This is a genomic window from Spirillospora sp. CA-108201, assembly GCF_050936235.1.
Classification (GTDB): domain Bacteria; phylum Actinomycetota; class Actinomycetes; order Streptosporangiales; family Streptosporangiaceae; genus Spirillospora.
On the sequence record NZ_JBNJNE010000001.1, the window covers coordinates 5,839,682 to 5,864,661 of the forward strand.

Genomic DNA, 24,980 nt, shown 5'->3' on the forward strand with positions numbered 1-24,980 from the left:
ATTAAGCTGTTCCGGGCATGTACATGGTCGCGATGTGCGATAGAAATCTGGCAAATCATTACTCGACTGTGGGGGTAAGTGGGTTTGTCCGGACACCGGAACGAAGGTTCTGTTCGCGCATGGTTGATTCGTGGTGGCCGGGACGGCGAGCGCGAGGGCAGGGCACTCAGTGAGGGGCTGGCGATCGCCGGGTGGGCCGAGGCAGGGGACCTCAGCCGTTGCAGGACCTGGGCCGAGCTCACCGCGGCACTGCAGCGGACGTACCCAGAGGCGGGCCGCAATCTGATCGGCAACTGGACGGGCCAGCTCTGGAAGTTCACCACCGAGATACAAGAGGGGGACCTGGTGGTGATGCCATTGAAGACAAATCAGGGCTTCCTCGCCGTTGGGCGCGTGGCTGGACCATATGAATATCGTGGTGATGAACTCGAAGACTTTCGGCAGGTAAGGCGGGTCGACTGGATTAGGCCAGACGTCCCGTGGACAGTGATTAGGCCCGATCTCCGGGCCAGTCTTGGCTCTCTTTTGACCGTCTGCGGTTTGACTCGAAATGACGCTGCACGTCGCATTGCTCATCTGGCCGAACAGGGAAACGACCCCGGGATCGCCGGAGAGGAGCAAGCCACAAGTGCCGAAGAGCTTCTTGAAGACGCGGCGTCGCGGGATCCGTCGAACCCCCGCACCTTGACTATCCGGAGTTTGCTGGAGCATTGGGGTTGGGAGCGTCGCACCGCCCCGGTAATTTCAATCATTAAAAAAGACCTCGCCGCGCAAGGCCTAACCACTCGGCCTCCGTTTACAGAAGGCTCTGTAGGAGACGTAGTCGCGCTCGTCCGACTCGGAGCTGAGCCCGGCACAGACACGGAGACCGAAGGGGACACGGCGGACACTGAAGATGTGTCCGAACCAGATCCCATGACACTTCGACTGGGAAGGCTGCCTGCGCGGCTGGTTTCGGTTCCGTCGACCGCAGACCTCACCTTCGCTAAGACCCTGATGGTGATGCGGCAATTTTCCCAAATCGCCGTGATCGATGAAGACGGCACTTATCACGGCGTCGTCAGTTGGGAATCGATCGGCCGAGCCCATATCGCCTCCGATGATCCCTCATTGGAGAGCGCAACGGCTTCGGCTCTGGTCGTCGACCACGACGCGCCCCTTCTCGATCAGATTAGCGTGATCTACGATCGAGGGTTCATCCTCGTCCGCGATGCCGACCGGTTCCGCGTCACGGGCATTCTCACAGCATCCGACCTCACCCGCCAGTTCGGCACTCTGGCGCGGCCGTTCGTCCTGATCGAAGAGGCCGAAAACAGGCTGCGCCGTGCCGCCGAGGAAGTCTTCACTGTTGACGACTTGAAAGATGCCGTTGCAAACCATCAAAAAGCGAGGGTCACGCGGGCTGCCGACTTGACCTTCGGCAACTACGTCTATCTGCTTCAGAATGAGGATCGCTGGGCCAAGCTTGGCTGGAAGCTGGATCACGACCAGTTCATCGAACTGCTCACCACAGTCCGCAATACCCGCAACGAACTTATGCACTTCACCGAAGACCCGCTGGCCGACGAGCAATACGCAGCTGTCGAAGGGCTTCTAGAACTACTTCGCACCGCTGACCCGCGTCCATAATCCCAAAAGGGCCTCGTTTCGCGGCGGGTCCACATACAGCCCGACCGCGCCGTGGACCTTGTCACCGAACTGGAGGACGGTGGACGACTGGGGCTTGAGGCCGACGCCCGCCATCCTTGACCTGGCGATGCGCCGCCACGGCGTGAGGCTGCTCGAATCACTGTTCGACGACGGGTCGCGGCTCGTTGCCGACACGTACCTTGACGAGGCCGAGCTGCGCCGGCGCCTGCAGGTGCTTCGCCGTCACCGGCCAGCGCACCTACGAGGTGGACCAGCCGCTGATTCTGGTGGTGGGCCTGCGGTCACTCAGCTACCCGCCCCCCGGTCGCGATCGGCGCGGTTGCGGTCCGCACTAGCAGATCCGGCTGCCGCTCAGCCGGCCGGGACATGATGTAACCGGTCCGGCCCCGCCGGTCCACCTCCCGCAGCAACGTCCCCCCCTGCACCCGGCAGTAGTAGTCGGCCAGCGCGGAATGGAAAGCACCGCGCCGCACGTGCAGCCGGCCTGTCCGGGCCGCGTGGTCCAACACCCATCGCGCGATCACGTGCCCGAACCGGTCAGCAGAGGGGAGCGTCCAGGTCGACGCGAGGAACACCGACGGCTCCTCCCGCTCATGCTGAGTGAACGCCCAAGCCGGACACTCACTCAGCACGGTGGTGCATCCCACCACCGCCTCACCGGCCTCCAACACCCACACCGGCCAATCCGGCTCCCCCACCTGCCCGGCCAGGGTCTCCGCGATCCCTTCCGGCGCGCTCAAACCACGCCCACGCAGCCAGGCAACCCTCGCGGTCACCATCTCGCGAACCCCGTCCCGGTGCCTCGCGGGATCCGCAGGAAGCATCAACAGCATCAACCGCTCCTCCCCTGCGCGGAGAAATCACCCTACGACCGCGGCCTCCTTGACCACGGCGAACCAGATGCTGTCCCTGGCCCACGTTTCGTCCCGTACTCGGCAGGCTCCAGTCATGCCCCGCGCGCTGCTCGCGCAGGGCGGTAGCCAACCGTCAAGCGTGACCGTCGCTTCGAATTTCAGGACGACGGTTCGCCTGTCGATCGAGGCTGCTTCAGGTCAACGAGGATTTCGACAGCGGCCTGCGTTGCATGCCGCTGAAGTGCAAAGTCTTTCCGGAGGTCCACCTCGTCGTACTCTTCATTGCCGAGCAGGCTGATCACAGGGACCCACTCGCCGCCACCGGTGGCATAATCTCGCCAAGAAGAGCCGATGACAACTTCAGAATGCACAGCATGATTGCGTCGGTCAACGGCCTCTTCGATGAGACGCAGCTCATATTCCCAGAAACTTTCATCGTCGTCGCTCAAGAGCCTGCGAATGTCCTTGATCAGTCGACCAGCCGTACTTTTCTCTATATTGAGGTTCGGATCCAAGTTCTTGACGATCTCTCTAAGGACCGACTCTGTCTCTGTGCCCTGAGCCATCACCAGGCCACGAAGTCGATGCATTCCAGCAGCGACGTGATCCTGCGCTGGAGGCCGGTCCCTATAATCGTATGTGCGTGACTCACCCTCACGTTCCATTTGTTCCTGAAGTAGTGTTTGCCAGGACACGATCGCCGGGTTCCGCTCGATGCCGTACCGTCCACTCATCTAATCAAGTATCAGGGAGCCGGTGCAGGTTTGCATCTGGATATGTCGTCAGACCAGCGGGGCACGCACTCGTACGCAAGACTCGCGCCGGCCCCACCGGCATCCCAGCCAGCCGGACTGCTCGACACGGGGCCTGCTCTCGACCGTGGGCGGCCTGGAGACGAAGGAGACCCGTCTGGCGGACACGCTGAGTGCTCGCATGACGCGTGGTTACCATGGGCGACCTTGGCGGTTGGTGCGCACAGGGTGCGCACGAACTGTAATGGATCACGCAGGCGCCCGTGTCGTTTTCACTGGCCTGGGCGGCGACGAAGTGATGAAGCTCCGCACCAACGAGATCACTCGTACCGGTGGGCGCCGACCAGAGCCGCCGCTTCGCATCGGCGACCACAACGAGCCCGTCTACCTCGGCAGCCAGGGCCGCCGTCTGCTGGAGGCCCGCTACGACAACGCCGCACCGGTCGGCCCCACCCTCTGGTCCATCCTGGACGCCTACGCCGCCCTGTATCCGCACTACATGCGGCGCGGGCTGTGGCCGATCAACCCCCTGGCCGACCCGCAGATCGTCCGTCTCGCCGAGAGCCTGCCCGCGTACTGGCGCACGAAGAAGCGGCTGTTTCGCGAGCGCCTCACCCGTCTCGGCTTCCCCCCAGAGGTCGTTCATCCACCGCTCCCGGAGAACTTCCAGCACATCCTGGACCTGGCGATGCGCCGCCACGGCGTGACTCTGCTCGAATCACTACTCGACGACGGGTCGCGACTCGTCGCCGATGGGTACCTGGACGAGGCCGAGCTGCGCCGCGCCTGCAGGTGCTTCGCTGCCACCGGTCAGCGCACCTACGAGGTGTACAGGCCGCTGATATTGGAGGCGGGCCTACGGTCGCTCAGCCACCCGCAGCGGTCGCGGTCGGCGCGGTCGCGGTCCGCACCAGCAGATCCGGCTGCCGCTCAGCGGGCCGGGACATGATGTAACCGATCCGGCCCCGCCGCTCCACCTCCCGCAGCAACGTCCACCCCTGCACCCGGCAGTAGTAGTCGGCCAGCGCAGGATGGAACGCACCGCGCCGCACGTACAACCGGCCCGTCCGGGCCGCGTAGTCCAACGCCCACCGTGCGATCGAATACCCAAACCGGTTCGCTGACGGAAGGGTCCAGGTCGACGCGAGGAACACCGATGGCTGCTCCCGCTCGTGCTCAGTGAACGCCCAAGCCGGACACTCACTCAGCACGGTGGTGCATCCCACCACCGTCCCATCGGCCTCCAGCACCCACACCGGCCACTCCGGCTCACCCACCTGACCAGCCAGCGTCTCCGCGATCCCTTCCGGCGCGCTCAAACCACGCCCACGCAGCCAGGCAACCCTCGCGGTCACCATCTCGCGAACCCCGTCCCGGTGCCGCGCGGAATCCGCAGGAAGCATCAACAGCATCAGTCCACTCCTCCCGCGCGGAGCCATCACCTTATGCTGTGGCCTTCTGGGTCCTCGATGAAAACCAGACGGAAGTCATCGTCGATCAGCTGCCCCACGACCAACCATCCAGGCCTAGGATCAAGCAGTTCTCAGCGACACGCCGGGGTCAACAACACAACTGGCGGGTTGCTGAAGAATCCAGCTCCGGCGGTCTCCTCTCCCCCTGGCGGGCCCGCAGCTTTACCGTGGGGTCCTCATCGCCCTTACGAGGGTTCGCAACACGAGGACTCCGAGCGGTTCAAGGCGTGGGGCTAGTACTCCCGCCGCACTTGGAGATCTCGGGTTGATCGAGGTCGGGACGTGAGACGGCCACCGCTGTGATCGTGTGGGTATGTGTGAACCAGACGATCGGCGGTGGCCGTGCCGCCTACTGTTAAAGAGATCGACCCGGGTGGGTGGGCTGATGAGCTTCTTCAAGTTTCAGGGCCCGCCACACCGCCCGCGATCATGCTGTGATCCCCACCCACAGGCGCTGGCGGAAAAGATTCAGTGGCGCTCTCCTCTTCGCGCTGCCGGCCGTAGCCCCTGCGCGGCGGGCAGGTTGACGCCGGAACGTCCGCGGAGCACAGTGCGTCTTACCGGAAAGCGTTCGAACTGTCACGGCCTCGGTTGGAAGTGGAACTGATGCGCGATCACACCGAAGTCGGCCCTTACGAGATCGCCTACTTGTGTGGCGGCCCCGAGCGTGTCGCGATGACCGTGCTGGTCAGGTTGGCCGGAGACGGTCAGATCAGGGTCTCGCCGGATCGGCACCGGGTGTACGCGGAACGACGCGAACCCCGCGACCCCGTCGAGGCCGCCGCGCTGAAGGTCGTGCCGAAGGTCGGCAGGGTGCTCGGCCTGACCGTGCTGATGATCGCGGCCTCCCCAGCGGTCGAGGAGGTCGGCCGGCGGCTTCGGGCGGAGCGGCTGCTGCCGGGCTCCCGCGTCCGTGCGCTGTGGCAGTGGGGCCGGGTCCGGCGGGCCCGGCGGCTGCGCCGTGCGCTCGACCGGGGGCTGTCGCAGGACGCCCTGTCCCGCGTCGCGGCCACCGGCGCCGCGGGCATCGCCGACCACGAACTCCGGACGATCTTCGAAACCCACACGTGGGAGCCGCCGGTATCCATCGAGATCAGCATTCCGAAGCCGCGGGTCAGTGATCCGCTTCCCGAAGTGCCTTACCGGTCCGGCTTGTACGGCGCGTACTCCGACTTCGGGGGCTACTGAACCCGAGTCCGCGGGGGTGGAGCAGTCCGGCGGCGGGTCGGGGCCCACCGCCCGCCGGTCCTAGCGGACGGCCTGGCGGAGGATCGTGCGCATCTTCTCGGGGCGGTCTCGCGAGGATCGGACAGGTAGATCTCGTGGCCCAGGTCGTGGTGCGTAACACCCTGCACCTTCATCAGTGCGGCCCTGCGCGCGAGGGGCGCAGGCTCGTCCACGTAGGGGCCGCAGTGCATCATCCGGACGCACCGCCCGTCGATGTACATGTCGGACTGGCTTTCCAGCGGGCGTGCGGGGGCGGCCTCCGGAGACGCCACCGATCCATTTCCGACCTTGCCGCCACGGCTCGGAGGCGTGCCCTGGACGGTAACGGTGAGTCCGTAGCGTGCCCATGACGGTTGTCAGCGGGCCGCGCTCTCGGGACTGACCCGACTACCCGATCGGTAAGTGACTTTCCAGGCCGGTGCGCGAGGGGCGCCGGCGAGGTTGCCTACGTTCGCGCTCCGATCGGAACCGAGCAAGGACGAAGCGGTGCGCTCATCGCCTGGCTTCGGCACTCGCCCGCAAGTGATTCGACACCTGGCCGGAACCGGCACCGTACTGTACAGCAGCTTTACACAGCTCATCGGCGATCTGCTTGATGACACGGGCCCTGAGCCAGCAGGGCGTGGACGGCGGTTTGCGCTGCGGGGTGCGCACGGCCGAAGGCCCGCACCTGCTCAGTCTTCCTCAGTGCGTTCGTCGTCCTCGCGCCCGCGCTCGATCCCGAGCCGCTCGTGGAAGTCGACGATGGCGATCGAGATGTGGTCGTTCGACTGCACCACGGCCTGGGCCTTGGCCGGATGGATCTGCACCTTGCCGCCGACGGTGCCGGCGGCCGCGTCCATCCGGGCCATCAGGCGTTCGGTGGTCCGTGCGATGAGGTCGAGGCGGTTCCGCCGGTCGGCCCCCAGCGCGAGCTGACCGAGGCTGGCGACGACGTCCGCGTGGCGCGGCGAGCTGGTCTTCTTGGCCCCTTGTCATCCCTGGTCGGGTGGGGTGTGCGGCTGTAACTCTCACGGGGGAGACGAGACGGCACGACCCACCCGGCTGGGGGAGGGCTCCGGCCCCTGATCCCGGCAAAGTCGTTCATGCCGGGTACGGGGGCCGGAGCGCCACTCTCAAGGAGCCACGATGACCACGACCCTTATCGAAACGGCGTCCGCCGGCGTCCAAGTCCAGCGGGGCGGCTGGAAAGCGGGGTTCCGCACTATGCCGGGTGTGCCCAGGTGGGCGCGCTGGGCGGCGCACGCGGCGGCCCTGACGACGCTGCCGTCGGCGTTGTGGCGGCTGCCGATGGCGTGGGGGTTCGGGATGGGCTTCACCGACGAGGCGATGGAGGACCTGCACGTCCCCGGCTGGGGCTCGGCGTACGTGCTCGCCTTGATCCTGCTGAGTGAGGTCGCGTCGTTCGCCACCCTCGGTCTGATCCAGCCGTGGGGAGAGCGGTTCCCCCGCTGGATGGCGTTCGTCGGTGGCGGGCGCGTGTCGGTGCGGTTCGCGGTCATCACCGCGATGTTGGGGGCGATGGCGGTGCTGCTGTACGCCGCCGGCTACTTCTACACCTGGACGCATCGCAGCCCCGGATCCCCGACCGGCGCATGGGCGTGGCTGATGAACGCCTCGTTCGCACCGGTCGTGTTCTGGGGCCCGCTGCTGATCGCGGTCACCGTCCACTACCACCGGCGACGCCGCGCGTCCTGACCGGCTCTCAGCATGGACCGGGCCCACGCCCGGGAGCTTCGACGCCACCGCCCTGCTCTGGCTGTGTCCGCGGACTCGATCCCTCCCCCGCATCACCGCTCAGTGACGAAACATCAGATAGAAGGAGAACCCCCAGATGATCGTGAAGCGCGCACGCAAGGCCGCTGTCCTTGTTCTCGGTGCGGGCGTAGCCGCTGCGGCCGTGGTCAGCGCGACCACAGGGGCGGTCCAGGCCAAGACCAAGCCGAACAAGCCCAAGGTCGCCAGCGTCACCGGGTCCGGCGAGTTCCGGATGACGTTCCTGCCGAAGGACGACAAGGACCGCCGCTTCTTCACCTTCGACGTCCGTCAGGCCCCGTTCACTCACCACCGCGTCTTCCCCGGCGGGGCGACGATCACCGGGTCGCCGAACGACGCGACCGGCACGGTGAAGATCAAGCACTACTTCGCTCCGGGGAAGCGGACCTTCTACGCGATCGGCCGGGCCGACTCGCTGATCACCTCCCCGGGCTACGCCACCATCACCGCCAAGATCGTCAAGACGTGGTGCGTGGAGGACACCCCGACCCCCGAGGGCTGCGAGGGCCCGCCATGGGTCGGTATGACCAAGGGTTTCAGCGTCTACGACGCCGGCCGGGACCACGGTGGCAAGCCAGGCCGGTCCAAAGACAGGATCGGGATGTCCTGGGAGTACGCCAACATGCTCGTCAACCCCCAGGGTGAGACCTACGAACCCGAACAGGTCGGCACCGCGATGGCACCGGCCCCGTTCTCCCCCGTCCTGTCGGGCGGGTTCACCGTCGTCCACAAAAACCTAGCGGTGCCGTCGAAAGCCGACATGCCGCAGCCACCCCAGCAGTGACGACGCAGGGCTGATGTGTGGGGCGTCGTGTGGTCACCCGACGGCGCGCACCTCCACGCTGTGATCACCGACCACCGGGACACCGTGCACGATCTCATGGAAGGCCGCGTGGTCCTGCTCTCCTGCTCCAGCGACTGCACGATCGGCCTGTGGAGGCTGGACGAGGCCTCTCCCGGTGACATCTCCGGCGAACGAATCCCCAGCAGCGACATTCATGAGGCCGTGGCCTGGCGTCCCGGTTCGGACACCTTCGCAACCGCAGGGCACGACCGCACCATCCTCATCCACCCCCGCGGCGACCACGACTCCACCGAGAGCCTGGCCGGTCACAGACCGGTCAGACGGTCAACTGTGCGCGTCACGCGATCAACTGCGGCGGCGCGGAGGAGACGAAACTGGAAGGCATGTCCACGCCTCAGTCCTCGCCGCCGTCCGCAGACGCTTCGCCGCCCGAGTCCTCGGCACGGTCCGGCGGCTCGACGAACTGGTCACCGATCGTCGCGCTCGCTGCCGGGATCGCGGTGCTCGTCGGTAGCGAGTTCCTGCCGGCGAGCGTGCTGCCCGCGATGGCCGGCGACCTCGGGGTCAGCGAGGGCACCGCCGGGCTGGCGGTCGCGGCGACCGCGGTCGCTGGCGCGATCACCGCCCCCAGCATCGCGGTGCTGCTGCCGCGGACCGACCGGCGCACGGTCCTGACCGGGTTGCTGGTCGCGGCGGCCGTCTCGAACCTGGCGGTGGCGGTCGCCCCCGGTTTCGCCGTCCTGCTCCTCGGCCGGCTCGTCCTCGGCGTCGCCATCGCCGGGTACTGGTCGTTCGCGTTCGGCGCCGGAACCCGCGCCGTGCCGGGACGCGACAGCGTGGTCTCAACGTCCATCGCGCTGGGCGTGACCCTGGCGACGATCGGCGGCGTCCCGTTGGCGTCCCTGCTCGGCGACGCGGTCGGCTGGCGGTTGGTGTTCGGCGTCGCGGCGGCCCTCGGCATCGCCGCTGCCCTGGCCGTGGCCCTGACGTTGCCGCCGGTACCCCCGCACCCGGCCGCCGGAATGGCGATGCTGCGGGCGGCGCTCGCCAACCGGTGGCTGATGGCCGGGGTGCTGGGAGTGGTCCTGGTCGCGTTCGGCAACTTCGCCGCCTACCCCTACATCCGGGTCGCGATCGAGGACATCGACGCGGGCGCCACGGTATGGCTGCTGCTGGCCTGGGGCGTGGGCGGGATGGCGGGCAACCTCGCCGCCGGGCGGTTCGCGGGACGGCTGCGCGCTGTGGTCGCCGCGGCCCCGCTTCTGCTGGCCGGCGGCCTGCTGGTCACCGCGACCGCGCCATCCCTGCCGGTGCTGGCCGCGGGGGTCGTCGTGTGGGGCCTGGCCTTCAACATGGTCCCGGTCGCCACCCAGCTTTGGGTGACCCGCGTCGAGCCCGAACGCGCCGAGTCGGCTCTTTCGTTGCAGGTCACCGCGTTCCAGGTGGCGATCACGCTGGGGTCGGCGTCAGGAGGCGCGCTCCTGGACGCCCGCGGCATGCAGGCGGCCCTCCTGCTCGGGACGGGGTTCGCCGCGGCGGCCGGGCTGCTTTTCGCCGCGCTGCGCGTCCCGCGCGGGTGACGGCTCCCGCCAGGCCTGCGGCGCGACGCCGTGGTGGGACGAGAACGCCCGGCTGAAGGCAGCGGTGGAGCCGTACCCGACGGCGGACGCGATGTACTCCACCGGACGCGAGGGGTCCGCGAGCAGCCGGCGCGCCTCCCGCATCCGGATCTCCCGGAGCACCTCCGCGGGTCCGCGGCCGAGTGCGCGGCGGAACCGCTCGCCCAGGGCGGAACGCGACAGATGGGCCAGGCGGGCCATCCCCTCGACGGTCCACGGCTCGGCCGGGCGGGAGGTCACGGCGGCCACCACCGCGGTGACGGCCTCGTCGGGAGGTCCGGCGTAGCCGCCCTCGTCCTCCTGCCAAGAGGTGGTCATCGCCGCGCCGATCAGGTTGCCGTAGCTGGCGGCGAACAGGGTCGGTCGGCACGCACGTTCGAGCGGGCACTGCGTGACGAGCGCCATGACGCCGCCATGCCGGATGCCGAAGCCACGGACCACCAGCGGGCTGGGCAGCCGACGGACCGGGACGGCCATGCGCAGGTCCGCTACAACCAAGGCGGACTCCTCGTGCCGCTCCGACGCGGTGATCCGGTGAGCGGTGCGGGCGTCGATGAGGACGGCGTCCCCCTCGGCGAGCGACTGCGCCTCGAACGCCACCCCAAGCGTGAGTTCGCCCTCCAGCACCAACGCCCACAGCGGGACCGGCGGTTCGGTGAACAGCGCGCCCGCCGGCAGCTGGACATGGTCCATGCCCGACATCTCCCACGCCGGTTCCGGGGAGGAGGTGCCGACGTCGTCTGCCCGTGAGATATCCACGATGTTCGCCACGTGAGCTGAAGCAGATACAAGACGGCGGCCTATTCCCGCGCGTCCCGGATGGCGTTCCGGTAGGCCGAGTCTCGACTGGCTACGGGAGTCGACCTGGTGATCACAGTGAGTGCTCGGATGGCGAGGGTCTACCTTCGGCTCCATCGACGGTTGGCGTGCACAAGGTGCGCACGAACTGTAATGGATCACGGTGGATGAGGGTGCATCATACGGACGCCGACCTGCAGGAACGTGAATTTGCCCGGATAGCGAATCATCACATAGCACGCCCAAAAAAGAACTGCTAATGCGGTTTGGGTGCAAGCCCATCCGGGGTTCAAATCCCCGATCCTCCGCCTCTCTGACCAGGGACTTCGTCCAAGTTTGTGATCTTGAGCGAAGTCCCTGTCGCGTTTCGGATGTCCGCTCTGCGGGGGCTGCTATGCACGGGGCGTCGGCGGAGTGCGGTCGTGTCAGCTGGTTTCGATCCCTCTCGGCTTGGGCTCCCGTCCTGGGGGAGTCTGCGCGCCGGGCACCGCCGGTTCGGCGCGGCACCATCTCCGCGGGTGGCAACGAGGTCGTCGAGGCGGCGAGGCCTGCGCCTCCGTGGCCGAACCGGCCGCTCGAACTCATCCCCGAGGCACCCGGCGGCCGTAGGTGGGGCCGGCCGACCAAAGCCTGAATACGTACCGACCTTTGAGCGGTCGTCGGTCGTCTTTGGACGGCTGTCGACGCGGGCGCGGGCTTCTAGTTTCAAGATCATGAATGTGGACGTCTCCGGCCCGCCTCCGCTGCCGCGCCGGATGGCGCTGGTGACGGCGCTGGTACTGCTGTCACCGATCTGCGCCGAGTACCTCATCGGCTATGACCAGATCATCGGGCGTCCGTTGGAATTGGTCGCCGGGCTGCTCATCCTCGCACCGCTCTACGGAACCGTCGCGGTGCTGATCCGCGAGGCCGCCCGCCGCGCCGGCCGGGGGTGGCCGACGATCGTGCTGCTGGGTGCGGCGTTCGGGCTCGTCCAGGCGGGGCTGATCGACCAGAGCCTGTTCAATCCCGACTTCGTGGACGAGCCGTCGTGGGACCGCGACCGGCTGCCGACCCACCTCCCGGAACTGGGCCTCAGCGCCAAGTACCTGCTCGGCTTCGTCGCCGGCCACGTGATCTGGAGTTTCGGCGCCCCCATCGCGGTCGTCGAGGCGTGCGCGCCGCGCTACGCGGGGCGGCCATGGCTCGGACGGACCGGCATCACGACGATGCTCGTGTTGTACGGGCTGGGCGCGGCGATCATTTTCAGAGAGCACACCAAGGACTTCATGGCGAGCCCGGCGCAGTTGGGCGTCACCGCGGCCGTCGCCGTGCTGCTGGGCATCGCCGCGTTCGCCCTTCCCCGCCGGTCCGCGCCCGTACCGGGCCGGGTTCCACCGCCGTGGCTGGTGGGGTGCGGCGCCGTGATGCTGTGGGGCACCGGTCAGCTGGCACCGGCGTCCTGGGCGGGGGTCGCGCTGGTCGCGCTCGCGCTCGCTCTCGCGGCCGGATGCCTGATTCGGTACTCCGGGCGCCGCGGCTGGAACCACCGGCACGTCCTGGCGGCCGGCGGAGCCGCGCTCGTGGTCAACGCGTCGCTGGCCTTCGTGGTGGAGCCGCTCGGTGAGACGTCGTACCCGGCCAAGTACGCCGTCAACACCGCCCTCCTGCTGGGCGTGCTGCTCCTCTGGGCCCTCATCGACCATCACCTGCGCCGTTCCAAGGGGACCGTCGCGCCGCCATGGAGGTCATGAACATGCCCGCTTCCACCACACTGGCCCGCTCGGCCTCGGCCCAGGGGGCGCTGTACGCAGCGGCGGCGGTGCTGCCGGCCGGGCTCGCCTGGCTGCTCGACCCGCTGGCGAACTGGCTGGTGGGCCTGGATCGGGCACCGATGCGGTGGCCCGCCGAACTGCTGGTCTCCATCCCCGAGCCGTGGCTCACCATCGGCCTGGTCGTCCTGGGGGCGCTCGCGGGGACGGCCCTGATCTTCTTCGACTCCCTGGAGCAGATCTCGGTCACCGTGTCCGGCGAGCGGGTGATCCTGAAGCGGACGGGCCACGTCCAGGAGATCGCCTGCGAACAGGTCGGCCACGTCTTCCGGGAGAAGGACCGGCTGGTGCTGCTCGGCCCCGAGGGCGAGGAGATCGCCCGGGAGAAGTGCGACGTCAACGCCCGGCGCCTGGCCGCGGCCTTCACCGAACACGGCTACGCCTGGGTGGCCGGTGATCCGTACGAGGACGAGTTCAGGATCTGGGTCCCCAAGACCCCGGAACTGCCCGAACTGGCGAACGCACTGCTCGCGGCCCGCGCGGCGGCCATGGAATCCTCGTATTCCGGCGACTCCGCCAAGGAACTGCGCCGCGAACTGGCGCGGATCGGCATCGTCGTACGCGACAAGGGCAAGCAACAGTACTGGCGCGGCCCCGGTCGACGATGACGTAGCACCACGGCGATCGGAACCGCGGCGAACTCCCCTTCAAACGGACGTCTGCCGCTTGAGCCGTGTCGCCGCGGCGGGGTGGCCGTGCCTAGCGCCAGCCGAGGTCGGGGGCCACGTGGGTCAGGATGTTCTCCAGGACGTGGGCGTTGTAGTCCACGCCGAGCTGGTTGGGGACCGTGAGCAGCAGCGTGTCCGCGGCCTGGACGGCCTCGTCGCCGGCGAGTTGCTTGACCAGGACGTCCGGCTCGGCCGCGTAGGAGCGTCCGAAGATGGCCCTGGTGTTCTCGTCGATCATTCCGATGTGGTCGCCCGAGTCGGCGTTGCGGCCGAAGTAGGCGCGGTCCAGATCGGTGGTCAGCGCGAAGATGCTGCGGCTGACCGACACGCGCGGCTCGCGCTGGTGCCCGGCTTCCTTCCACGCCTGCCGGTAGGCCTCGATCTGCTTGCGCTGCTGGACGTGCAGCGGCTCGCCGGTCTCGTCGTCCTTGAGCGTGGAGCTTTGCAGGTTCATGCCCAGCTCGGCCGCCCACACGCTGGTCGCATTGGAGCCCGAGCCCCACCAGATGCGGTCGCGCAGCCCCTCGGAATGCGGTTCGACGCGCAGCAGCCCGGGTGGGTTGGGGAACATCGGCCGCGGGTTCGGCTGGGCGAAGCCTCGGCCCCGCAGTACCGTGAGCAGTACCTCGGTGTGCTTGCGCGCCATGTCGGCATCGGTGTCGCCCTCGGGCGGCTCGTACCCGAAGTACCGCCATCCGTCGATGACCTGCTCCGGTGACCCCCGGCTGATGCCGAGCTGCAGCCGCCCACCGGCGATCAGGTCGGCGGCCCCGGCGTCCTCGGCGAAGTACATCGGGTTCTCGTAACGCATGTCGATCACGCCGGTGCCGATCTCGATGCGCGAGGTCTTCGCGCCGATCGCGGAGAGCAGCGGGAAGGGAGAGGCCAGCTGCCTGGCGAAGTGGTGCACCCGGAAGTAGGCGCCGTCGGCGCCGAGTTCCTCCGCGGCCACGGCGAGGTCGACCGACTGCAGCAGTGCGTCGGACGCCGACCGGGTCCGCGAGCCCGCGCCGTCACTCCAGTGACCGAACGAGAGAAAACCGATCTTCTTCACACTGGCGTCAACCAACTCAGCGCCTGCGAGATTCCATGGCGCGCACCGCTTCGGCGTGCTCCGTCAGCAGCAGATGGCTGGCGTTGGGCAGCACGGCCAGTTCGGCGTCGGGCAGCGCCCGGTAGAGCGCCACCGTGTGGTCGAGCGTGACCAGATCGTCGTCGCCGGCCAGGACGAGGGTCCGGGTCGTCACCGCGCCCAGCTCGGCCGGGTCCAGCCCCGGCTCGGTCGCGGCCGCGTGCGCGATCTTGCCGATGACGACCGGGAAGTGGTCACAGCCGTCGGGTGACACCTCGGCGTAGGCGTCGACGATTTCGCGGGGCGGCTCGCCGTCCGCCGACGGCTTGAAGATCAGCCCGTCCAGGTCGTAGGCCGCGCTGACGTGGACGAGGCGCTCGACCAGGTCGGGACGACGCATCGCCACCCGCAGCGCCACGGTCCCACCGGCGCTGTAGCCGACCAGCCGGGCCGGGCCGCCGACCGTCTGCTCCAGGAACGCGATCACGTCCTGGGCCATGAGCTCCATGGTGATCGGGCCGGGGGCGTCGGGCGTGCGGCCGTGGCCGCGGCGGTCGGGCAGGTAGATCTCGAACATGTCGGCGAGCCCGTCGAGGTTGCCGGTGAAGCAGCGGCCGTCGGTCAACCCGCCGTGCAGGAGCGCCACCGGGTCCCCTTCGCCGCGCCGGTCATGCCACATGTGAACGATGTCGGTCATGCACTACATACGGCGCGGCGGCTCTGGATTCATCGGTAGTCGGAACAACGCGAACAGGGACGGATCCAGATAGGTCGTCGCGCTGGCGATCAGTCCGTCGCGGAGATCGACGACGACCAGGCCGAACGCTTCTCCGTCCCGGTACTGCGCGAATGCGGGCGATCCGTTGGCCGCCGTACGGACCAGCCGGTCATCGGCGCAGGCGCCGCCCGCACCCAGCAAGGCCGCCCGGATCGCGTCCCGACCGCTGAGCCACCAGGCGAACGGCGGCATCGACATGGTGGCGTCCCGGTGGAGCAGCGACACCAGGCCGTCGACGTCGTAGGAGGTGAACGCCGTGACGTACGACTCCAGCAGGTCCTCGTCGACCTTGCCGCTCCCCTCCGGCGCGCGGTGCGCGGACATGGTGGCACGTGCTCGTTGCAGGGCACTGTTGACCGCGGCCGGGGTCCTGTCGAGCAGCCCGGCCACTTCCTCCGCCGACCAGCAGAGCACCTCACGCAGGATGAGGACGGCACGCTGGCGCGGCGGCAGGGCTTGCAAGGCGGCGACGAAGGCCAGCCGGATCGTTTCACGCCCGGCGGCCAGCTCGGCCGGATCGCCCTCAACGGGCAGCACGAGCCGGTCGGGGATCGGTTGCACGAAGGCAGCGGCTCCCAACGGCGCGCCCAGGGAAGCGCCGGCGGGCGAGGACGGGCCGAGATCCATCGCGAGCGCGCGCCGCTGGGCGCCACGGGCCATGTCGAGGCAGACGTTGGCGGCGATCCTGTGCAGCCAGGTGCGCAGACCGGCCTTGCGCTCGTCGAAGCGGTCGGCGTTCTTCCAGGCGCGGAACAGGGTCTCCTGGACGGCGTCCTCCGCCTCGGCGGCGCAGGCGAGCATCCGGTAGCAGAAGCCGGTCAGGTCGACCTGATGCGCTTCCAGCCGTTCCTCGAAGACCACGCGTCCACACTAATCAGCCCTGGCTATTGACCGTCCCTGCCCTCCACAGGTTTTTCGGCCGGCTGGGATCGCCGGTCTTCATCACGCGTCGAGGACCGCGAAGACGAACCGCCGCACCTCCGCGACGGCCTTGAGGTCCTGCTTCACCGCCATCTCGTTCGGGCCGCACGCCGCCTCACCCATGACCCGTCTCCTCACTATGTGTGTCCTTGGACACGCAGTGAGGTGATCTCACTGGTTCAGCGGAGTCGGGCGCCGTGGATCGGCGAAGTGCGACGGGGAGGACAGTTCCTCCCCGCCGCACATGAGGTCAGCCAGACCCTTGTGGCTGCCCAGCCGCTTTCTGGCGGTGTAGCTCCGATCGCGCGCCACCGATGCTCGACAGCACGATCAAGGCTATCCCCACAAAAGCCAGCCACGGCAGTGCTTGCCCCGCCAGTGTTCCGACGAGGGCGGTTATTGCAGGGGCGAGCGGGTTGAGCATGGATTCAGCAAGCGCCCGAACCCCCTTTTTCCATGCGGTGTTTCTGAGGAGGTTGATGACCGATCCCGCCACCCCTGCCCAGAAGCAGATCAGGAGATTGCTCCAGCCCATGCTGACGATCGCCGCCACCCCATCTCGGAAATAGACGAGAAGGGCGATGTGGATCGGCACCATAGGCAGCCTGGCCAGGGCAGAATAGGTGTCTAGATCATCGTCCGGGAGATCACCCTTGAACTTCTGCCCCACATGGTAGGCCACCGATGAGGCGCCGACCAGCAGCAATCCCTTCGGTGACATCGCTCCGGGAGGCGACAGCAGTAAGACGCCACACAGCGAGATCCCCAGCCATCGAAGATCACGCAGGCTGCGACGCGTCGGACCGACCTTGGAGCGTCGGTCCTTCCGCCATTCCACCACAATTCTACTGGCGGCGGAAAGGTGTGAATTCGCGACAACCGACGAGGCGACCACGGTTGCCACCTCCATGACCCTGAATGCCGAGTCTCCGGCGTAGGCGCACCCGACGATCAGGATTCCTATTGTGATCGATCGCCACCATAGCGCCCAGCCGGGTTTCTTGGGCTTCACTGCCCGGCCGGTCTTTTCGCGCTCCTTTTCGCGCTCCTTCTTGCGCTTCAATGGGACGATGCCCCACAGTGCCACCGACATGACTACACCAGTGAGACAAGTTGTCGTGAGGGCGTCAGTCTCCTCCAGAAATCCTGTTTTGATGCTCACGAAATTGCCGACCTGGCCCAGCAGCATCGTCATGATCACCATCAGGATGGGGAGCACGACGCCAGCGGATATCCAGGCCTTTGCCCTGGCCGGAATTTCGCGAGAAATTCTGCCGGCACCGGCGATTTCTCGCCATGGCCTTCGTTCTTTGATTTTTTCCTTCAAGGGACTCCCCCTTTGAAGTGCGGGGGGCGCACCAAGGAGTCCCAGGAAAATCCCCCGGCTCCTCGGTTGCGCCCGGTTAGGGACACGACTCGAGTGAGCCGGAGTCGCTCTGTTTTGTTCTTGTCACAAGTCTGGCAGATGGGGGCACGTCCCACGCCAGTGGGGTCTCGCCGACCAGCGCAGAGGTGCACGCGGCCGCGCCCGCTCGTTCTCGTGCCCAGTGAGGTGATCTCAGGGGTCTCGACTCGGACAGCAAGGCATGGTGAGGAGTAAACGGTGCCAGCCGGGAGACACACAGACAGATCACGCCTGCGCAGATAGGCGTGGAGCAAGGGGCGGCCTGTCGACCTGTGGTACTCCGGCAAAGCCCGCCGACACGGCTGCAATATCCAGGCATTGTCGGCACCCGGCGGATTTCCGCTATGGGTCAGCGCGGTCGAGCCCGGCTCGATCCACGACATGACCGCCGCCCGCAAACACCTCTTGGGCGCGCTCTGCAAGGCCGCCGCCGAAGGGCTCCCCACACTGGCCGACCTGGGCTACGAAGGCGCCGGCATCGGCGTGTTCACCCCAAGCAAACCTCTCACCAGCGGCCAGAATCCCGACATCGATACCCGCGCTCGTCCTCACCCATTTCGAGACGAGCGACTCCGCTAAAGCACTGAGATCACCTCAGTGAGCTACTTTCCTCTTGAGAATGTGTTGCCATCACAAGGAGGCAGACAAAGGAAAATCGATCCCAGGACGGGCACCTTCCCCCGAGAGGCAGACGACCTGTCCCCACGTTGAAAGCGTCGTCCCGGCGAGTCCCCACCCGAATCGCATTCGGTCGCCAGACGCGGCGTATGCGCGGGGCCAAGGACGTCGAACAAGAGACCATCGCTCACATCACGCAGGTCAGCGGCCCGCAGGTAAGCGAGATCGAGAACGGCGAGAAGCGCGCGACTCGCGCGTTCGGTCCCGTCATTCTGCTGAGCCGCGCGGCCCTGCGCACCGCCGTGAACTCCGCCCTCACGACTCGCTGATCCATCCACGACCGCACCTCCGGCGCCTGAACCCGAGGAGCCTCGCGACGTACGCGCTCTCATGCCGCGTCGAAGGCGGGCACCCTGGAGACGGTCGTTCGAAGGGACTACCGTTCTTTTGATGACCTGGTTGGCCGATACCCGGAACTCCTACGACGCCCTCGCCGCCGGCTACGCCGACGAGACCCGCGACCTGCTCGACAGGCTGCTCCACGTCCGCGCGGGGGTCGTCCTGTTCGCCGACCTGGTCCGCGCGATCGGCGGCGGGCCCGTCGCCGACGTGGGCTGCGGGCCGGGGCACACCACCGCCCTGCTGAGGGAGTTGGGCGCGGACGCGTTCGGCATCGACCTGTCACCCGCGATGATCGAGAACGCTCGCCGCGAGCATCCCGACGCGCGGTTCGAGGTCGGTTCGATGACCGATCTGGAGCTCGCCGACGACGGTCTCGCCGGTGTGCTCGCGTGGTGGTCGCTGATCTACATTCCGGACGATGCGGTGCCGGGCGTGCTCGGACAGTTCCACCGGGTGCTGAGGCCGGGCGGGGTGCTGGCCGTGGGATTCCACGTCGGTGACGAGTCGAAGATCGAGACGACCGGTGACGGCGACCAGGCCCTTCAGGCGTATGCGCACCACCGCCCGCCGTCCCGCGTGGCCGGCTGGCTCCGCGAGGCGGGCTTCACCGTGGAGGCGCAGCACCTGCTGAATCCGGACGAGCCGAAGCCGGGGGCGATCCTGTTCGCCCGCCGGCCCGCGGCACCGTCTCGGTAGCCCCGGCGACCGAGGAGGATCGCACGAGGAGAGGCGTATCACCCGGGAGGAATGATGCTGTTCAGGCGGGAGGTTCTTGAGGGGATCGCGGGCGGGCGGATCGACCGGGTGTTCCGGGTGTGGGCCAAGCCGCCGGTCCGCGCGGGGAGCACCCAGCGCACCTGGGCGGGGATCATCGTGATCGACTCGGTCACGGCCGTCACCCCCGAGGAGATCACCGAACAGGACGCCCTGCGTTCGGGCTTCGAAAGCCGCGCGGCGCTGCTCACCGCCCTGTCCAAGAGTACCAAGCAGGGCGGCTACCACCGCGTCATGCTCCGTCTGGGCGGCCCCGACCCCCGAGCCGAACTGGCCGCGAACGCCGACCTGACCGACCGGGAACTGGCCGACGTCAAAACCGCCCTGGACGCCATCGACACCCGCAGCCGGCGGGGCCCCTGGACCCGCGAGGTCCTCCGCCTCATCGAGGAACACCCCGGCCTGCGCGCCCTGGACCTCGCCGAACACCTGGGCCGCGACAAACTCCCCTTCAAGGCCGACGTCCGCCGCCTCAAAGCCCTCGGCCTCACCGAGAGCCTGGAGACCGGATACCGCCTCTCCCCGCGCGGCCAGGCCCTCATGACCTACCTGCGCTCCCTGACCGAGTGATCCATCCGGGGTCCGCTGCTCAGCCCTGACGTCCTCACTCACCGAGGACCGCCCTGCGCGCGCCTTCGCGGGCCGGTGGTGTGGTTAACCGAACCTCGAATGCGCCTGCCTCCACGATCGACCCGGGAACGTCCCGAGAACGAGGCTGGAGACATCCGTTCACGCAGTTCGGAGGGTGTCTCATGGCGGTTCTCGTTTCTCGCGCCTCGCGCCGGCCCTACTTTGGCTCATCGCTCTGGCGGCGGTCCGCCTACGCGTTCGCGGCGCTGCCTGCGGGAGTGGTCTCCCTCACGGGGGTACAGGCGCAGGCGGCGCTCGCGCATCGCCTGCTGGAGGTGCCGTCCGCCCGCCCCGGACGGGTCCGGACGAGCCTGCACGCCCTCCTCTCGCTGCCGCTCGGCGTCCTGTCGCTCCTGGCGGCCGGGTACGGGTGGTCGATCGTCGTGCTCAACCTGCTCTACCCGGCTCGCTGGCTCATCGGGATGGGCGGTTCGCTGAAGGGCGCCTGGGGCGGCCCCACGCTCGCCGGCGCCTGGGGCGTCCACGCGGCGGGCGGGCTGGTGATGCTGCTGCTGATGCCCGTGCTGATGCGGGGCGTCACCACGCTCCAAACCCGCCTGATGCTCCGCGTCCTCGGCAGGGCGGACGGGACAATGGGGAGATGACCCAGGTGCTGAGGGCCCCGGCGGTCCGCCGGGCCGGAACCGAGGCGCTCTACCTGCTCGCCGGCGCCCCGGTCGCCCTGGCCGGGCTCTACTACGCGGTGTTCTCGGGCGCGTTCGGCATCGTCATGTCGGTCACCCGGCTGGGTGCGGCCGCGACGGGGGCGGTGCTGCGCGGCGCCTGCCGGTTCGGGGAGTCGCACCGGCGGCTCGCGGCCGTCCTGCTGGACGAGCGGGTGCCGGCGCCCGGCCGGCCGCGGTCGCGGGCCGGGCTGCGGGCCTGGGTGCGGGACGCGCACGACGCCGCCGGCCACCGCGCGTTCCTGCATCTGCTCGTCCGCTTCCCGCTGGCCGTCCTCGGCGTCGCCGTGGTGCTCGTGACCTGGGTGTACGGGTTCCTTCTCCTCACGTATCCGATCCAGCTCCCGCTGCACCTCAACGAGATCACCACCCGCGACCCGAGCGGCGGGATCCGGCACGGCCTGGTCGTCGGCGGCTTCTCTTTCGACACCTGGCAGCGCAGCCTGCTGGTGGCGCCGGCCGGCGCCGTCCTGCTGGCGGTGGCGCCGCGGGCCGTCCGGCTGGCCGTCCGCCTCGACCTGGCGGTGCTGCGGTCGCTGCTCGGCCCGCGGCCGGACGACGCGCGCATCCGCGACCTGGAGCTGAGCCGGTCGTACGCCGTCGAGGACGCGGCGGCGACGCTCCGCCGGATCGAGCGGGATCTGCACGACGGCGCCCAGGTGCGGCTCGTCTCGCTGACCATGACCCTGGCCGCGCTGCAGGAGACCCTTCCGGACGACACCCCCGAGCCCGCCCGCGAGCTGGTCGCCGCCGCGCGCACCGGTGCGCGGGAGGCGATCGCCGAGCTGCGCGAACTGGTCCGCGGCATCCATCCGCCCGTCCTGGACCAGGGGCTGGACGCGGCGCTGGCCACGCTCACCGCCCGCAGCCCCGTCCCGGCGGAGCTGGAGACGGAGCTGCCGGTCCGGCCGTCGGCGGCGATCGAGTCGATCGCCTACTTCTGCACCGCCGAGCTGCTGGCCAACGCGGGACGGCACGCGGCGGCCCGCCGGGTCGCCGTGTCCGCCGTCCAGCCGGGGAACGGCACGCTGCGGCTGTCGGTCACCGACGACGGGAAGGGCGGCGCGCGGCCCCGCCCCGGCGGCGGGCTCGCCGGGCTGGCCGAGCGGGTGCGTACGGTGGACGGCGAGCTGTCCGTGCTGAGCCCGCCGGGAGGACCGACCACCGTGACCGTCACGCTTCCCCTCACCACCTCATGACCGGTCTGCGCGTGGTGATCGCCGAGGACGCGGCGATCCTGCGGGACGGCCTCGCCCACCTGCTCGGGCTGCGCGGCCACGCGGTGGTCGCGGCGGTCGGCGACGCGGCCGCGCTGCACGCGGCCGTGGCCGAGCACGGGCCGGACGTCGCCGTGGTCGACATCCGGATGCCGCCGACGCACACCGACGAGGGGCTGCACGCCGCGATCGAGCTGCGCCGGGTCCGTCCCGAGCTCGGCATCCTGCTGTTCTCGCAGTACGTGGAGACGCGGTACGCGGCCGAGCTTCTGGCGGGCTCGCCGGCGGGCGTCGGCTACCTGCTGAAGGAACGGGTGTCCGACCTGGACGACTTCGTGGACGCGCTGAAGCGCGTCGCGGCCGGGGGCACCGCGCTCGACCCGGAGGTCGTGGCGCACCTGCTCGGCGCCGCCCGGCGCGACGACGGGCTCGCGTCGCTCACGCCGCGCGAGCTGGAGGTCCTCGGCCTGATGGCGGAAGGACGGACGAACGCGGCGATCGCCGCCTCGCTCGCGGTCACCGAGCGGGCCGTGGAGAAGCACATCGCGAACATCTTCACCAAGCTCGGTCTCACGCCCACGGGCACCGACCACCGCCGCGTTCTGGCCGTCCTGCGCTATCTGGGGACGACCTGATCATCCGTCGGCGAGTCTGCGGCGGCGGAACTCTCGCGGGGTCTCGCCGTAGTGGCTCTTGAAGGCCGAGGAGAACCAGGTGGAGGTGAGGCCGGTGCGGGCGGCGATGTCGCTGATGCTGAGGTCGCTGTGGGCCGGGTCTTGGAGGATGTCCCGGGCGGCCCGCAGCGTTTCCTCGTGGCGCAGGTCGCGGTAGGTGGTGCCGGTCTGGTGGAGGGCGTTGCGCAGGTGGCGCGGCGACCAGCCGAGCGCCTGGGCCGCGTCGGCGAGCGGGACCTTGCCGGTGCCGAGCTGCTGCCGGACGTATTCGCGGACGAGCCGGGCGACGTCGGTGAAGTGGGCGTCCGGCGGTCGCGTGTCCTTCAGAGCCATCATGCAGAACAGTTCGGTGATCCGATCGCAGACCGCGTGGAACTCGTGGTCGGACAGGTCGGCCCGTTCGGCGTGGGTGCTCCGCAGCAGGTTGCTGATGATCCGGCCGAGCCCGGTGTCCAGGTCGAGGACGAGACGCAGCGGGGCGGGCGCGTCGATGTGGTTGTCGAGTTCGGCGCGCGGGACCTGGAACGCGTACGCCTCGGACTCCGGGACGGAGAGCCAGCAGGACTCGTCCATGCCCATCACGGAGGCGTGCCCCGGTGGGGTCCGTGTCTCCTCCTGGCCGTGCCTGACGGTGTAGACGCCGTGTCGCGGCATCACGATCCAGTAGTGCTCGTCGCCGGGGACCCTGCGGACGTGTGCCGGTGTCCGGGCGGCGATCCGGTCCCCGTGCTGGTCCCAGCGCATCAGCCGGTAGCCGCCGCTTTCCTGGACGGTGAGGTCCGCGCGCCAGTTCTCCGGGTCCCGGAAGCCGTGGTCCATCGGCAGGATGCTGTTGCTGAGGTCGCGCCAGGCGTCGGTGTCGTCGGTGGTCCAGGAGTGGTACTGCATGGGCCTACCTCCGCTGTGAGCCCGCACCTCGCCCGGTAACCCAACGTCTCCGCTCGGTCGCTGTCAAGTGTCCCGGCCAGTAAACCGGTTCTCTGTTTTTGTGACGTCCGTTTTCTGGTTCGGGGCAGGAACGGCCTACGGGCGTGGCCGGTATGTCCGGAGCGCGGCGATACTCGGGCCCAGCCGCCGACGTCCAGCGGGTGTGCGACGAAGGGGAATCCGATGACGACGAGCCTGCCCGCCTTCCCCGCCCCCGCCGAGAGCCCGCTCGACACCTGTGTCCGGCTGCGGGAGATCGCGCCCGTGGTCGAGGTGGAGTTCCCCGGCGGCGTGCCGGCCTATCTGGCGCTCACCCACAGGGCCGCGCGCGAGATCCTCGCCGGGGACAACAAGACCTTCGCCCGCGACCCGAAGCACTGGCCGGCCCTGCACGACGGATCGATCCCCGAGGACTGGCCGCTGCGCGCCATCGTCCAGGGCGACCATCTGTCCACCAAGGACGGCGACGACCACCGGCGGCTGCGCGGGCTGGTCGGCAGGGCGTTCACCCCGGGCCGCGCGCAGGGGATGGAACCGCGGATCCAGGAGATCATCGACGGGCTGCTTGACGACGTGGTGGCGGCCGGCGACGGCGTCGACCTGGTGCCCTCCTTCACCGAGGCGCTGCCGATGGCGGTGATCTGCGAACTGTTCGGCGTCCCGGAGCCGGAACGGTCCCGGCTGCGGAAGTGGACCGCCGCCCTGCTGGCGCACACCACCCCGCCGGAGGAGGCGTTCGAGACCCAGCGGGCGCTCATGGCGTATCTGTACGAACTGGCGGAGCGCAAGAGGCTCGACCCCGGCGACGACCTCACCTCCGGCCTGGTGCAGGCGCGTGACCGGGACGACAGGCTCACCACCGACGAACTGGTCGCCGTGCTGTGGCTGATGCTCGTCGCCGGCCACGAGACCACGGTCCACCTGTTGGGGCACGCCGTCACCGCGCTGTCGGCGCATCCCGACCAGTTGGCCTTGGCCATGGCCGAGGACCGCTGGGGCGACGTCGTCGAGGAGACTCTGCGGTACCGCCACTCGGTGATGATGACCAGTTTCCGCTTCACGCTCACCGACGTGACGATCGCGGACGTGCTCATCCCCAAGGGCAACGCGGTCGGCGTCGTCTACCAGGCGAGCGGCCTCGACCCGAGGCACTACGGAGAGACCGCGGACCGGTTCGACATCACCCGTGAGCAGAGCGACGGCCTCGGCTTCGGCCATGGCCCCCGCTACTGCATCGGCGCCCCGCTGGCCCGCCTGGAGAGCAGGCTCGCACTCGCCTCGCTGTACCGGCGGCTGCCGGACCTCGCCCTCGCGATCGACCCGGACGACATCCCCTACTCGCCGTCCTTCTTCACCATCGGCCCGCTGTCGCTGCCCGTCAGCCTCGGCGCCGACCGTCGCTGACCCCCGACGACGCACCCCCGCACCTTGAGAAAAGTGGAGTGAC

At 68.8% G+C, this 24,980-nt stretch carries 25 protein-coding genes and 1 pseudogene; 16 read left to right on the top strand and 10 right to left on the bottom strand.

The features are described 5' to 3' along the window. Positions 1-78 precede the first annotated feature (78 nt). Positions 79-1,629, top strand: coding sequence for a CBS domain-containing anti-phage protein (locus tag ACQEU6_RS28085; RefSeq protein WP_499336053.1), 1,551 nt, complete (start codon positions 79-81; stop codon positions 1,627-1,629). 302 nt (positions 1,630-1,931) lie between these two features. Here ACQEU6_RS28085 and ACQEU6_RS28090 read toward each other — a convergent pair whose 3' ends face one another. After that, a complete protein-coding gene (locus ACQEU6_RS28090; RefSeq protein WP_499336054.1) occupies positions 1,932-2,483 on the bottom strand; it encodes a hypothetical protein in 552 nt (183 codons plus the stop codon). A gap of 179 nt (positions 2,484-2,662) precedes the next feature. Next, positions 2,663-3,238 (bottom strand): hypothetical protein, encoded by a 576-nt coding sequence (locus tag ACQEU6_RS28095; protein WP_499336055.1) that lies wholly within the window; start codon positions 3,236-3,238, stop codon positions 2,663-2,665. A 316-nt stretch (positions 3,239-3,554) separates the two neighbouring features. Here ACQEU6_RS28095 and ACQEU6_RS28100 point away from each other — a divergent pair, with 316 nt between their 5' ends. Beyond that, positions 3,555-4,205, top strand: a complete 651-nt coding sequence (locus tag ACQEU6_RS28100; protein ID WP_499336056.1) for a hypothetical protein — start codon at positions 3,555-3,557, stop codon at positions 4,203-4,205. Here the strand turns inward: ACQEU6_RS28100 and ACQEU6_RS28105 are convergent. Next, the gene (locus ACQEU6_RS28105) at positions 4,123-4,668 is read right to left on the bottom strand and encodes a hypothetical protein (protein WP_499336057.1); all 546 of its coding nucleotides are present in this window, start codon (positions 4,666-4,668) and stop codon (positions 4,123-4,125) included. The two genes, ACQEU6_RS28100 and ACQEU6_RS28105, sit on opposite strands and share 83 nt — an antisense overlap. Positions 4,669-5,334: 666 nt before the next feature. Here ACQEU6_RS28105 and ACQEU6_RS28110 point away from each other — a divergent pair. Continuing rightward, entirely contained in the window at positions 5,335-5,916 is a 582-nt protein-coding gene (locus tag ACQEU6_RS28110; RefSeq protein ID WP_499336058.1) for a TIGR04222 domain-containing membrane protein, read from the top strand. Positions 5,917-6,629: 713 nt separating this feature from the next. Here ACQEU6_RS28110 and ACQEU6_RS28115 read toward each other — a convergent pair. Next, entirely contained in the window at positions 6,630-6,797 is a 168-nt protein-coding gene (locus tag ACQEU6_RS28115; RefSeq protein WP_499336059.1) for a hypothetical protein, read from the bottom strand. Positions 6,798-7,083: 286 nt separating this feature from the next. On the opposite strand from ACQEU6_RS28115, the gene ACQEU6_RS28120 reads away from it, so the two are divergent. The 3 genes from ACQEU6_RS28120 to ACQEU6_RS28130 all read left to right on the top strand — a co-directional run bounded on the left by ACQEU6_RS28120 (position 7,084) and on the right by ACQEU6_RS28130 (position 10,116). Next, the gene (locus ACQEU6_RS28120) at positions 7,084-7,653 is read left to right on the top strand and encodes a hypothetical protein (RefSeq protein ID WP_499336060.1); all 570 of its coding nucleotides are present in this window, start codon (positions 7,084-7,086) and stop codon (positions 7,651-7,653) included. Between the two features lie 136 nt (positions 7,654-7,789). Further along, on the top strand, positions 7,790-8,515 hold the full coding sequence (locus tag ACQEU6_RS28125) for a hypothetical protein (protein WP_499336061.1): 726 nt from the start codon (positions 7,790-7,792) through the stop codon (positions 8,513-8,515). A 404-nt stretch (positions 8,516-8,919) separates the two neighbouring features. After that, positions 8,920-10,116: an MFS transporter gene (locus ACQEU6_RS28130; protein ID WP_499336062.1), complete on the top strand. Its 1,197-nt coding sequence runs from the start codon at positions 8,920-8,922 to the stop codon at positions 10,114-10,116. On the opposite strand, the gene ACQEU6_RS28135 is transcribed toward ACQEU6_RS28130, so the two are convergent. Continuing rightward, complete coding sequence (locus ACQEU6_RS28135) at positions 10,003-10,914, bottom strand: helix-turn-helix transcriptional regulator (RefSeq protein WP_499336063.1); 912 nt, start codon at positions 10,912-10,914, stop codon at positions 10,003-10,005. The genes ACQEU6_RS28130 and ACQEU6_RS28135 overlap by 114 nt on opposite strands. Before the next feature lie 752 nt (positions 10,915-11,666). Here ACQEU6_RS28135 and ACQEU6_RS28140 point away from each other — a divergent pair. Then, positions 11,667-12,686, top strand: a complete 1,020-nt coding sequence (locus tag ACQEU6_RS28140) for an AF_0692 family protein (RefSeq protein ID WP_499336064.1) — start codon at positions 11,667-11,669, stop codon at positions 12,684-12,686. After that, positions 12,683-13,372 (top strand): YqeB family protein, encoded by a 690-nt coding sequence (locus tag ACQEU6_RS28145; RefSeq protein ID WP_499336065.1) that lies wholly within the window; start codon positions 12,683-12,685, stop codon positions 13,370-13,372. Before ACQEU6_RS28140 ends, ACQEU6_RS28145 begins: the two co-directional genes overlap by 4 nt. Positions 13,373-13,463: 91 nt before the next feature. Here the strand turns inward: ACQEU6_RS28145 and ACQEU6_RS28150 are convergent, their stop codons facing one another. The 4 genes from ACQEU6_RS28150 to ACQEU6_RS28165 all read right to left on the bottom strand — a co-directional run bounded on the left by ACQEU6_RS28150 (position 13,464) and on the right by ACQEU6_RS28165 (position 17,530). Further along, a complete protein-coding gene (locus ACQEU6_RS28150) occupies positions 13,464-14,486 on the bottom strand; it encodes an LLM class flavin-dependent oxidoreductase (protein ID WP_499340367.1) in 1,023 nt (340 codons plus the stop codon). Between the two features lie 16 nt (positions 14,487-14,502). Next, positions 14,503-15,201: an alpha/beta fold hydrolase gene (locus tag ACQEU6_RS28155; protein WP_499336066.1), complete on the bottom strand. Its 699-nt coding sequence runs from the start codon at positions 15,199-15,201 to the stop codon at positions 14,503-14,505. A 3-nt stretch (positions 15,202-15,204) separates the two neighbouring features. After that, complete coding sequence (locus ACQEU6_RS28160) at positions 15,205-16,143, bottom strand: RNA polymerase subunit sigma-70 (RefSeq protein WP_499336067.1); 939 nt, start codon at positions 16,141-16,143, stop codon at positions 15,205-15,207. A 310-nt stretch (positions 16,144-16,453) separates the two neighbouring features. Then, positions 16,454-17,530: a DMT family transporter gene (locus ACQEU6_RS28165; RefSeq protein ID WP_499336068.1), complete on the bottom strand. Its 1,077-nt coding sequence runs from the start codon at positions 17,528-17,530 to the stop codon at positions 16,454-16,456. A 345-nt stretch (positions 17,531-17,875) separates the two neighbouring features. On the opposite strand from ACQEU6_RS28165, the pseudogene ACQEU6_RS28170 reads away from it, so the two are divergent. From ACQEU6_RS28170 to ACQEU6_RS28200, 7 genes and pseudogenes are all read left to right on the top strand, one after another. Beyond that, positions 17,876-18,154 (top strand): annotated as a pseudogene (locus ACQEU6_RS28170) (transposase family protein); the annotation flags it as partial. Positions 18,155-18,375: 221 nt separating this feature from the next. Then, positions 18,376-18,555 carry a hypothetical protein gene (locus ACQEU6_RS28175; protein WP_499336069.1) on the top strand — a complete coding sequence of 60 codons (180 nt, stop codon included), beginning with the start codon at positions 18,376-18,378 and terminating at the stop codon, positions 18,553-18,555. Positions 18,556-18,676: 121 nt separating this feature from the next. Beyond that, entirely contained in the window at positions 18,677-19,324 is a 648-nt protein-coding gene (locus ACQEU6_RS28180; protein ID WP_499336070.1) for a class I SAM-dependent DNA methyltransferase, read from the top strand. Between the two features lie 51 nt (positions 19,325-19,375). Beyond that, complete coding sequence (locus tag ACQEU6_RS28185; RefSeq protein WP_499336071.1) at positions 19,376-19,972, top strand: ASCH domain-containing protein; 597 nt, start codon at positions 19,376-19,378, stop codon at positions 19,970-19,972. 182 nt (positions 19,973-20,154) lie between these two features. After that, entirely contained in the window at positions 20,155-20,637 is a 483-nt protein-coding gene (locus ACQEU6_RS28190) for a hypothetical protein (RefSeq protein ID WP_499336072.1), read from the top strand. After that, positions 20,634-21,914 carry a sensor histidine kinase gene (locus tag ACQEU6_RS28195; RefSeq protein ID WP_499336073.1) on the top strand — a complete coding sequence of 427 codons (1,281 nt, stop codon included), beginning with the start codon at positions 20,634-20,636 and terminating at the stop codon, positions 21,912-21,914. Before ACQEU6_RS28190 ends, ACQEU6_RS28195 begins: the two co-directional genes overlap by 4 nt. 5 nt (positions 21,915-21,919) lie before the next feature. Next, positions 21,920-22,567, top strand: a complete 648-nt coding sequence (locus ACQEU6_RS28200) for a LuxR C-terminal-related transcriptional regulator (RefSeq protein WP_499340369.1) — start codon at positions 21,920-21,922, stop codon at positions 22,565-22,567. Here the strand turns inward: ACQEU6_RS28200 and ACQEU6_RS28205 are convergent, their stop codons facing one another. Further along, a complete protein-coding gene (locus tag ACQEU6_RS28205; protein ID WP_499336074.1) occupies positions 22,568-23,494 on the bottom strand; it encodes a helix-turn-helix transcriptional regulator in 927 nt (308 codons plus the stop codon). Positions 23,495-23,716: 222 nt separating this feature from the next. Here ACQEU6_RS28205 and ACQEU6_RS28210 point away from each other — a divergent pair, with 222 nt between their 5' ends. Further along, on the top strand, positions 23,717-24,937 hold the full coding sequence (locus ACQEU6_RS28210) for a cytochrome P450 family protein (protein WP_499336075.1): 1,221 nt from the start codon (positions 23,717-23,719) through the stop codon (positions 24,935-24,937). Positions 24,938-24,980 lie beyond the last annotated feature (43 nt).

Bases quoted from the DNA above. Each gene is read 5' to 3' on its own strand.
- ACQEU6_RS28090 (WP_499336054.1), bottom strand. From the start codon at position 2,483: ATGCTGTTGATGCTTCCTGCGGATCCCGCGAGGCACCGGGACGGGGTT.
- ACQEU6_RS28095 (WP_499336055.1), bottom strand. From the start codon at position 3,238: ATGAGTGGACGGTACGGCATCGAGCGGAACCCGGCGATCGTGTCCTGG.
- ACQEU6_RS28100 (WP_499336056.1), top strand. From the start codon at position 3,555: ATGAAGCTCCGCACCAACGAGATCACTCGTACCGGTGGGCGCCGACCA.
- ACQEU6_RS28105 (WP_499336057.1), bottom strand. From the start codon at position 4,668: ATGCTGTTGATGCTTCCTGCGGATTCCGCGCGGCACCGGGACGGGGTT.
- ACQEU6_RS28110 (WP_499336058.1), top strand. From the start codon at position 5,335: ATGCGCGATCACACCGAAGTCGGCCCTTACGAGATCGCCTACTTGTGT.
- ACQEU6_RS28115 (WP_499336059.1), bottom strand. From the start codon at position 6,797: ATGGACGCGGCCGCCGGCACCGTCGGCGGCAAGGTGCAGATCCATCCG.
- ACQEU6_RS28120 (WP_499336060.1), top strand. From the start codon at position 7,084: ATGACCACGACCCTTATCGAAACGGCGTCCGCCGGCGTCCAAGTCCAG.
- ACQEU6_RS28125 (WP_499336061.1), top strand. From the start codon at position 7,790: ATGATCGTGAAGCGCGCACGCAAGGCCGCTGTCCTTGTTCTCGGTGCG.
- ACQEU6_RS28130 (WP_499336062.1), top strand. From the start codon at position 8,920: ATGTCCACGCCTCAGTCCTCGCCGCCGTCCGCAGACGCTTCGCCGCCC.
- ACQEU6_RS28140 (WP_499336064.1), top strand. From the start codon at position 11,667: ATGAATGTGGACGTCTCCGGCCCGCCTCCGCTGCCGCGCCGGATGGCG.
- ACQEU6_RS28145 (WP_499336065.1), top strand. From the start codon at position 12,683: ATGAACATGCCCGCTTCCACCACACTGGCCCGCTCGGCCTCGGCCCAG.
- ACQEU6_RS28155 (WP_499336066.1), bottom strand. From the start codon at position 15,201: ATGACCGACATCGTTCACATGTGGCATGACCGGCGCGGCGAAGGGGAC.
- ACQEU6_RS28175 (WP_499336069.1), top strand. From the start codon at position 18,376: ATGCGCGGGGCCAAGGACGTCGAACAAGAGACCATCGCTCACATCACG.
- ACQEU6_RS28180 (WP_499336070.1), top strand. From the start codon at position 18,677: ATGACCTGGTTGGCCGATACCCGGAACTCCTACGACGCCCTCGCCGCC.
- ACQEU6_RS28185 (WP_499336071.1), top strand. From the start codon at position 19,376: ATGATGCTGTTCAGGCGGGAGGTTCTTGAGGGGATCGCGGGCGGGCGG.
- ACQEU6_RS28190 (WP_499336072.1), top strand. From the start codon at position 20,155: ATGGCGGTTCTCGTTTCTCGCGCCTCGCGCCGGCCCTACTTTGGCTCA.
- ACQEU6_RS28195 (WP_499336073.1), top strand. From the start codon at position 20,634: ATGACCCAGGTGCTGAGGGCCCCGGCGGTCCGCCGGGCCGGAACCGAG.
- ACQEU6_RS28205 (WP_499336074.1), bottom strand. From the start codon at position 23,494: ATGCAGTACCACTCCTGGACCACCGACGACACCGACGCCTGGCGCGAC.
- ACQEU6_RS28210 (WP_499336075.1), top strand. From the start codon at position 23,717: ATGACGACGAGCCTGCCCGCCTTCCCCGCCCCCGCCGAGAGCCCGCTC.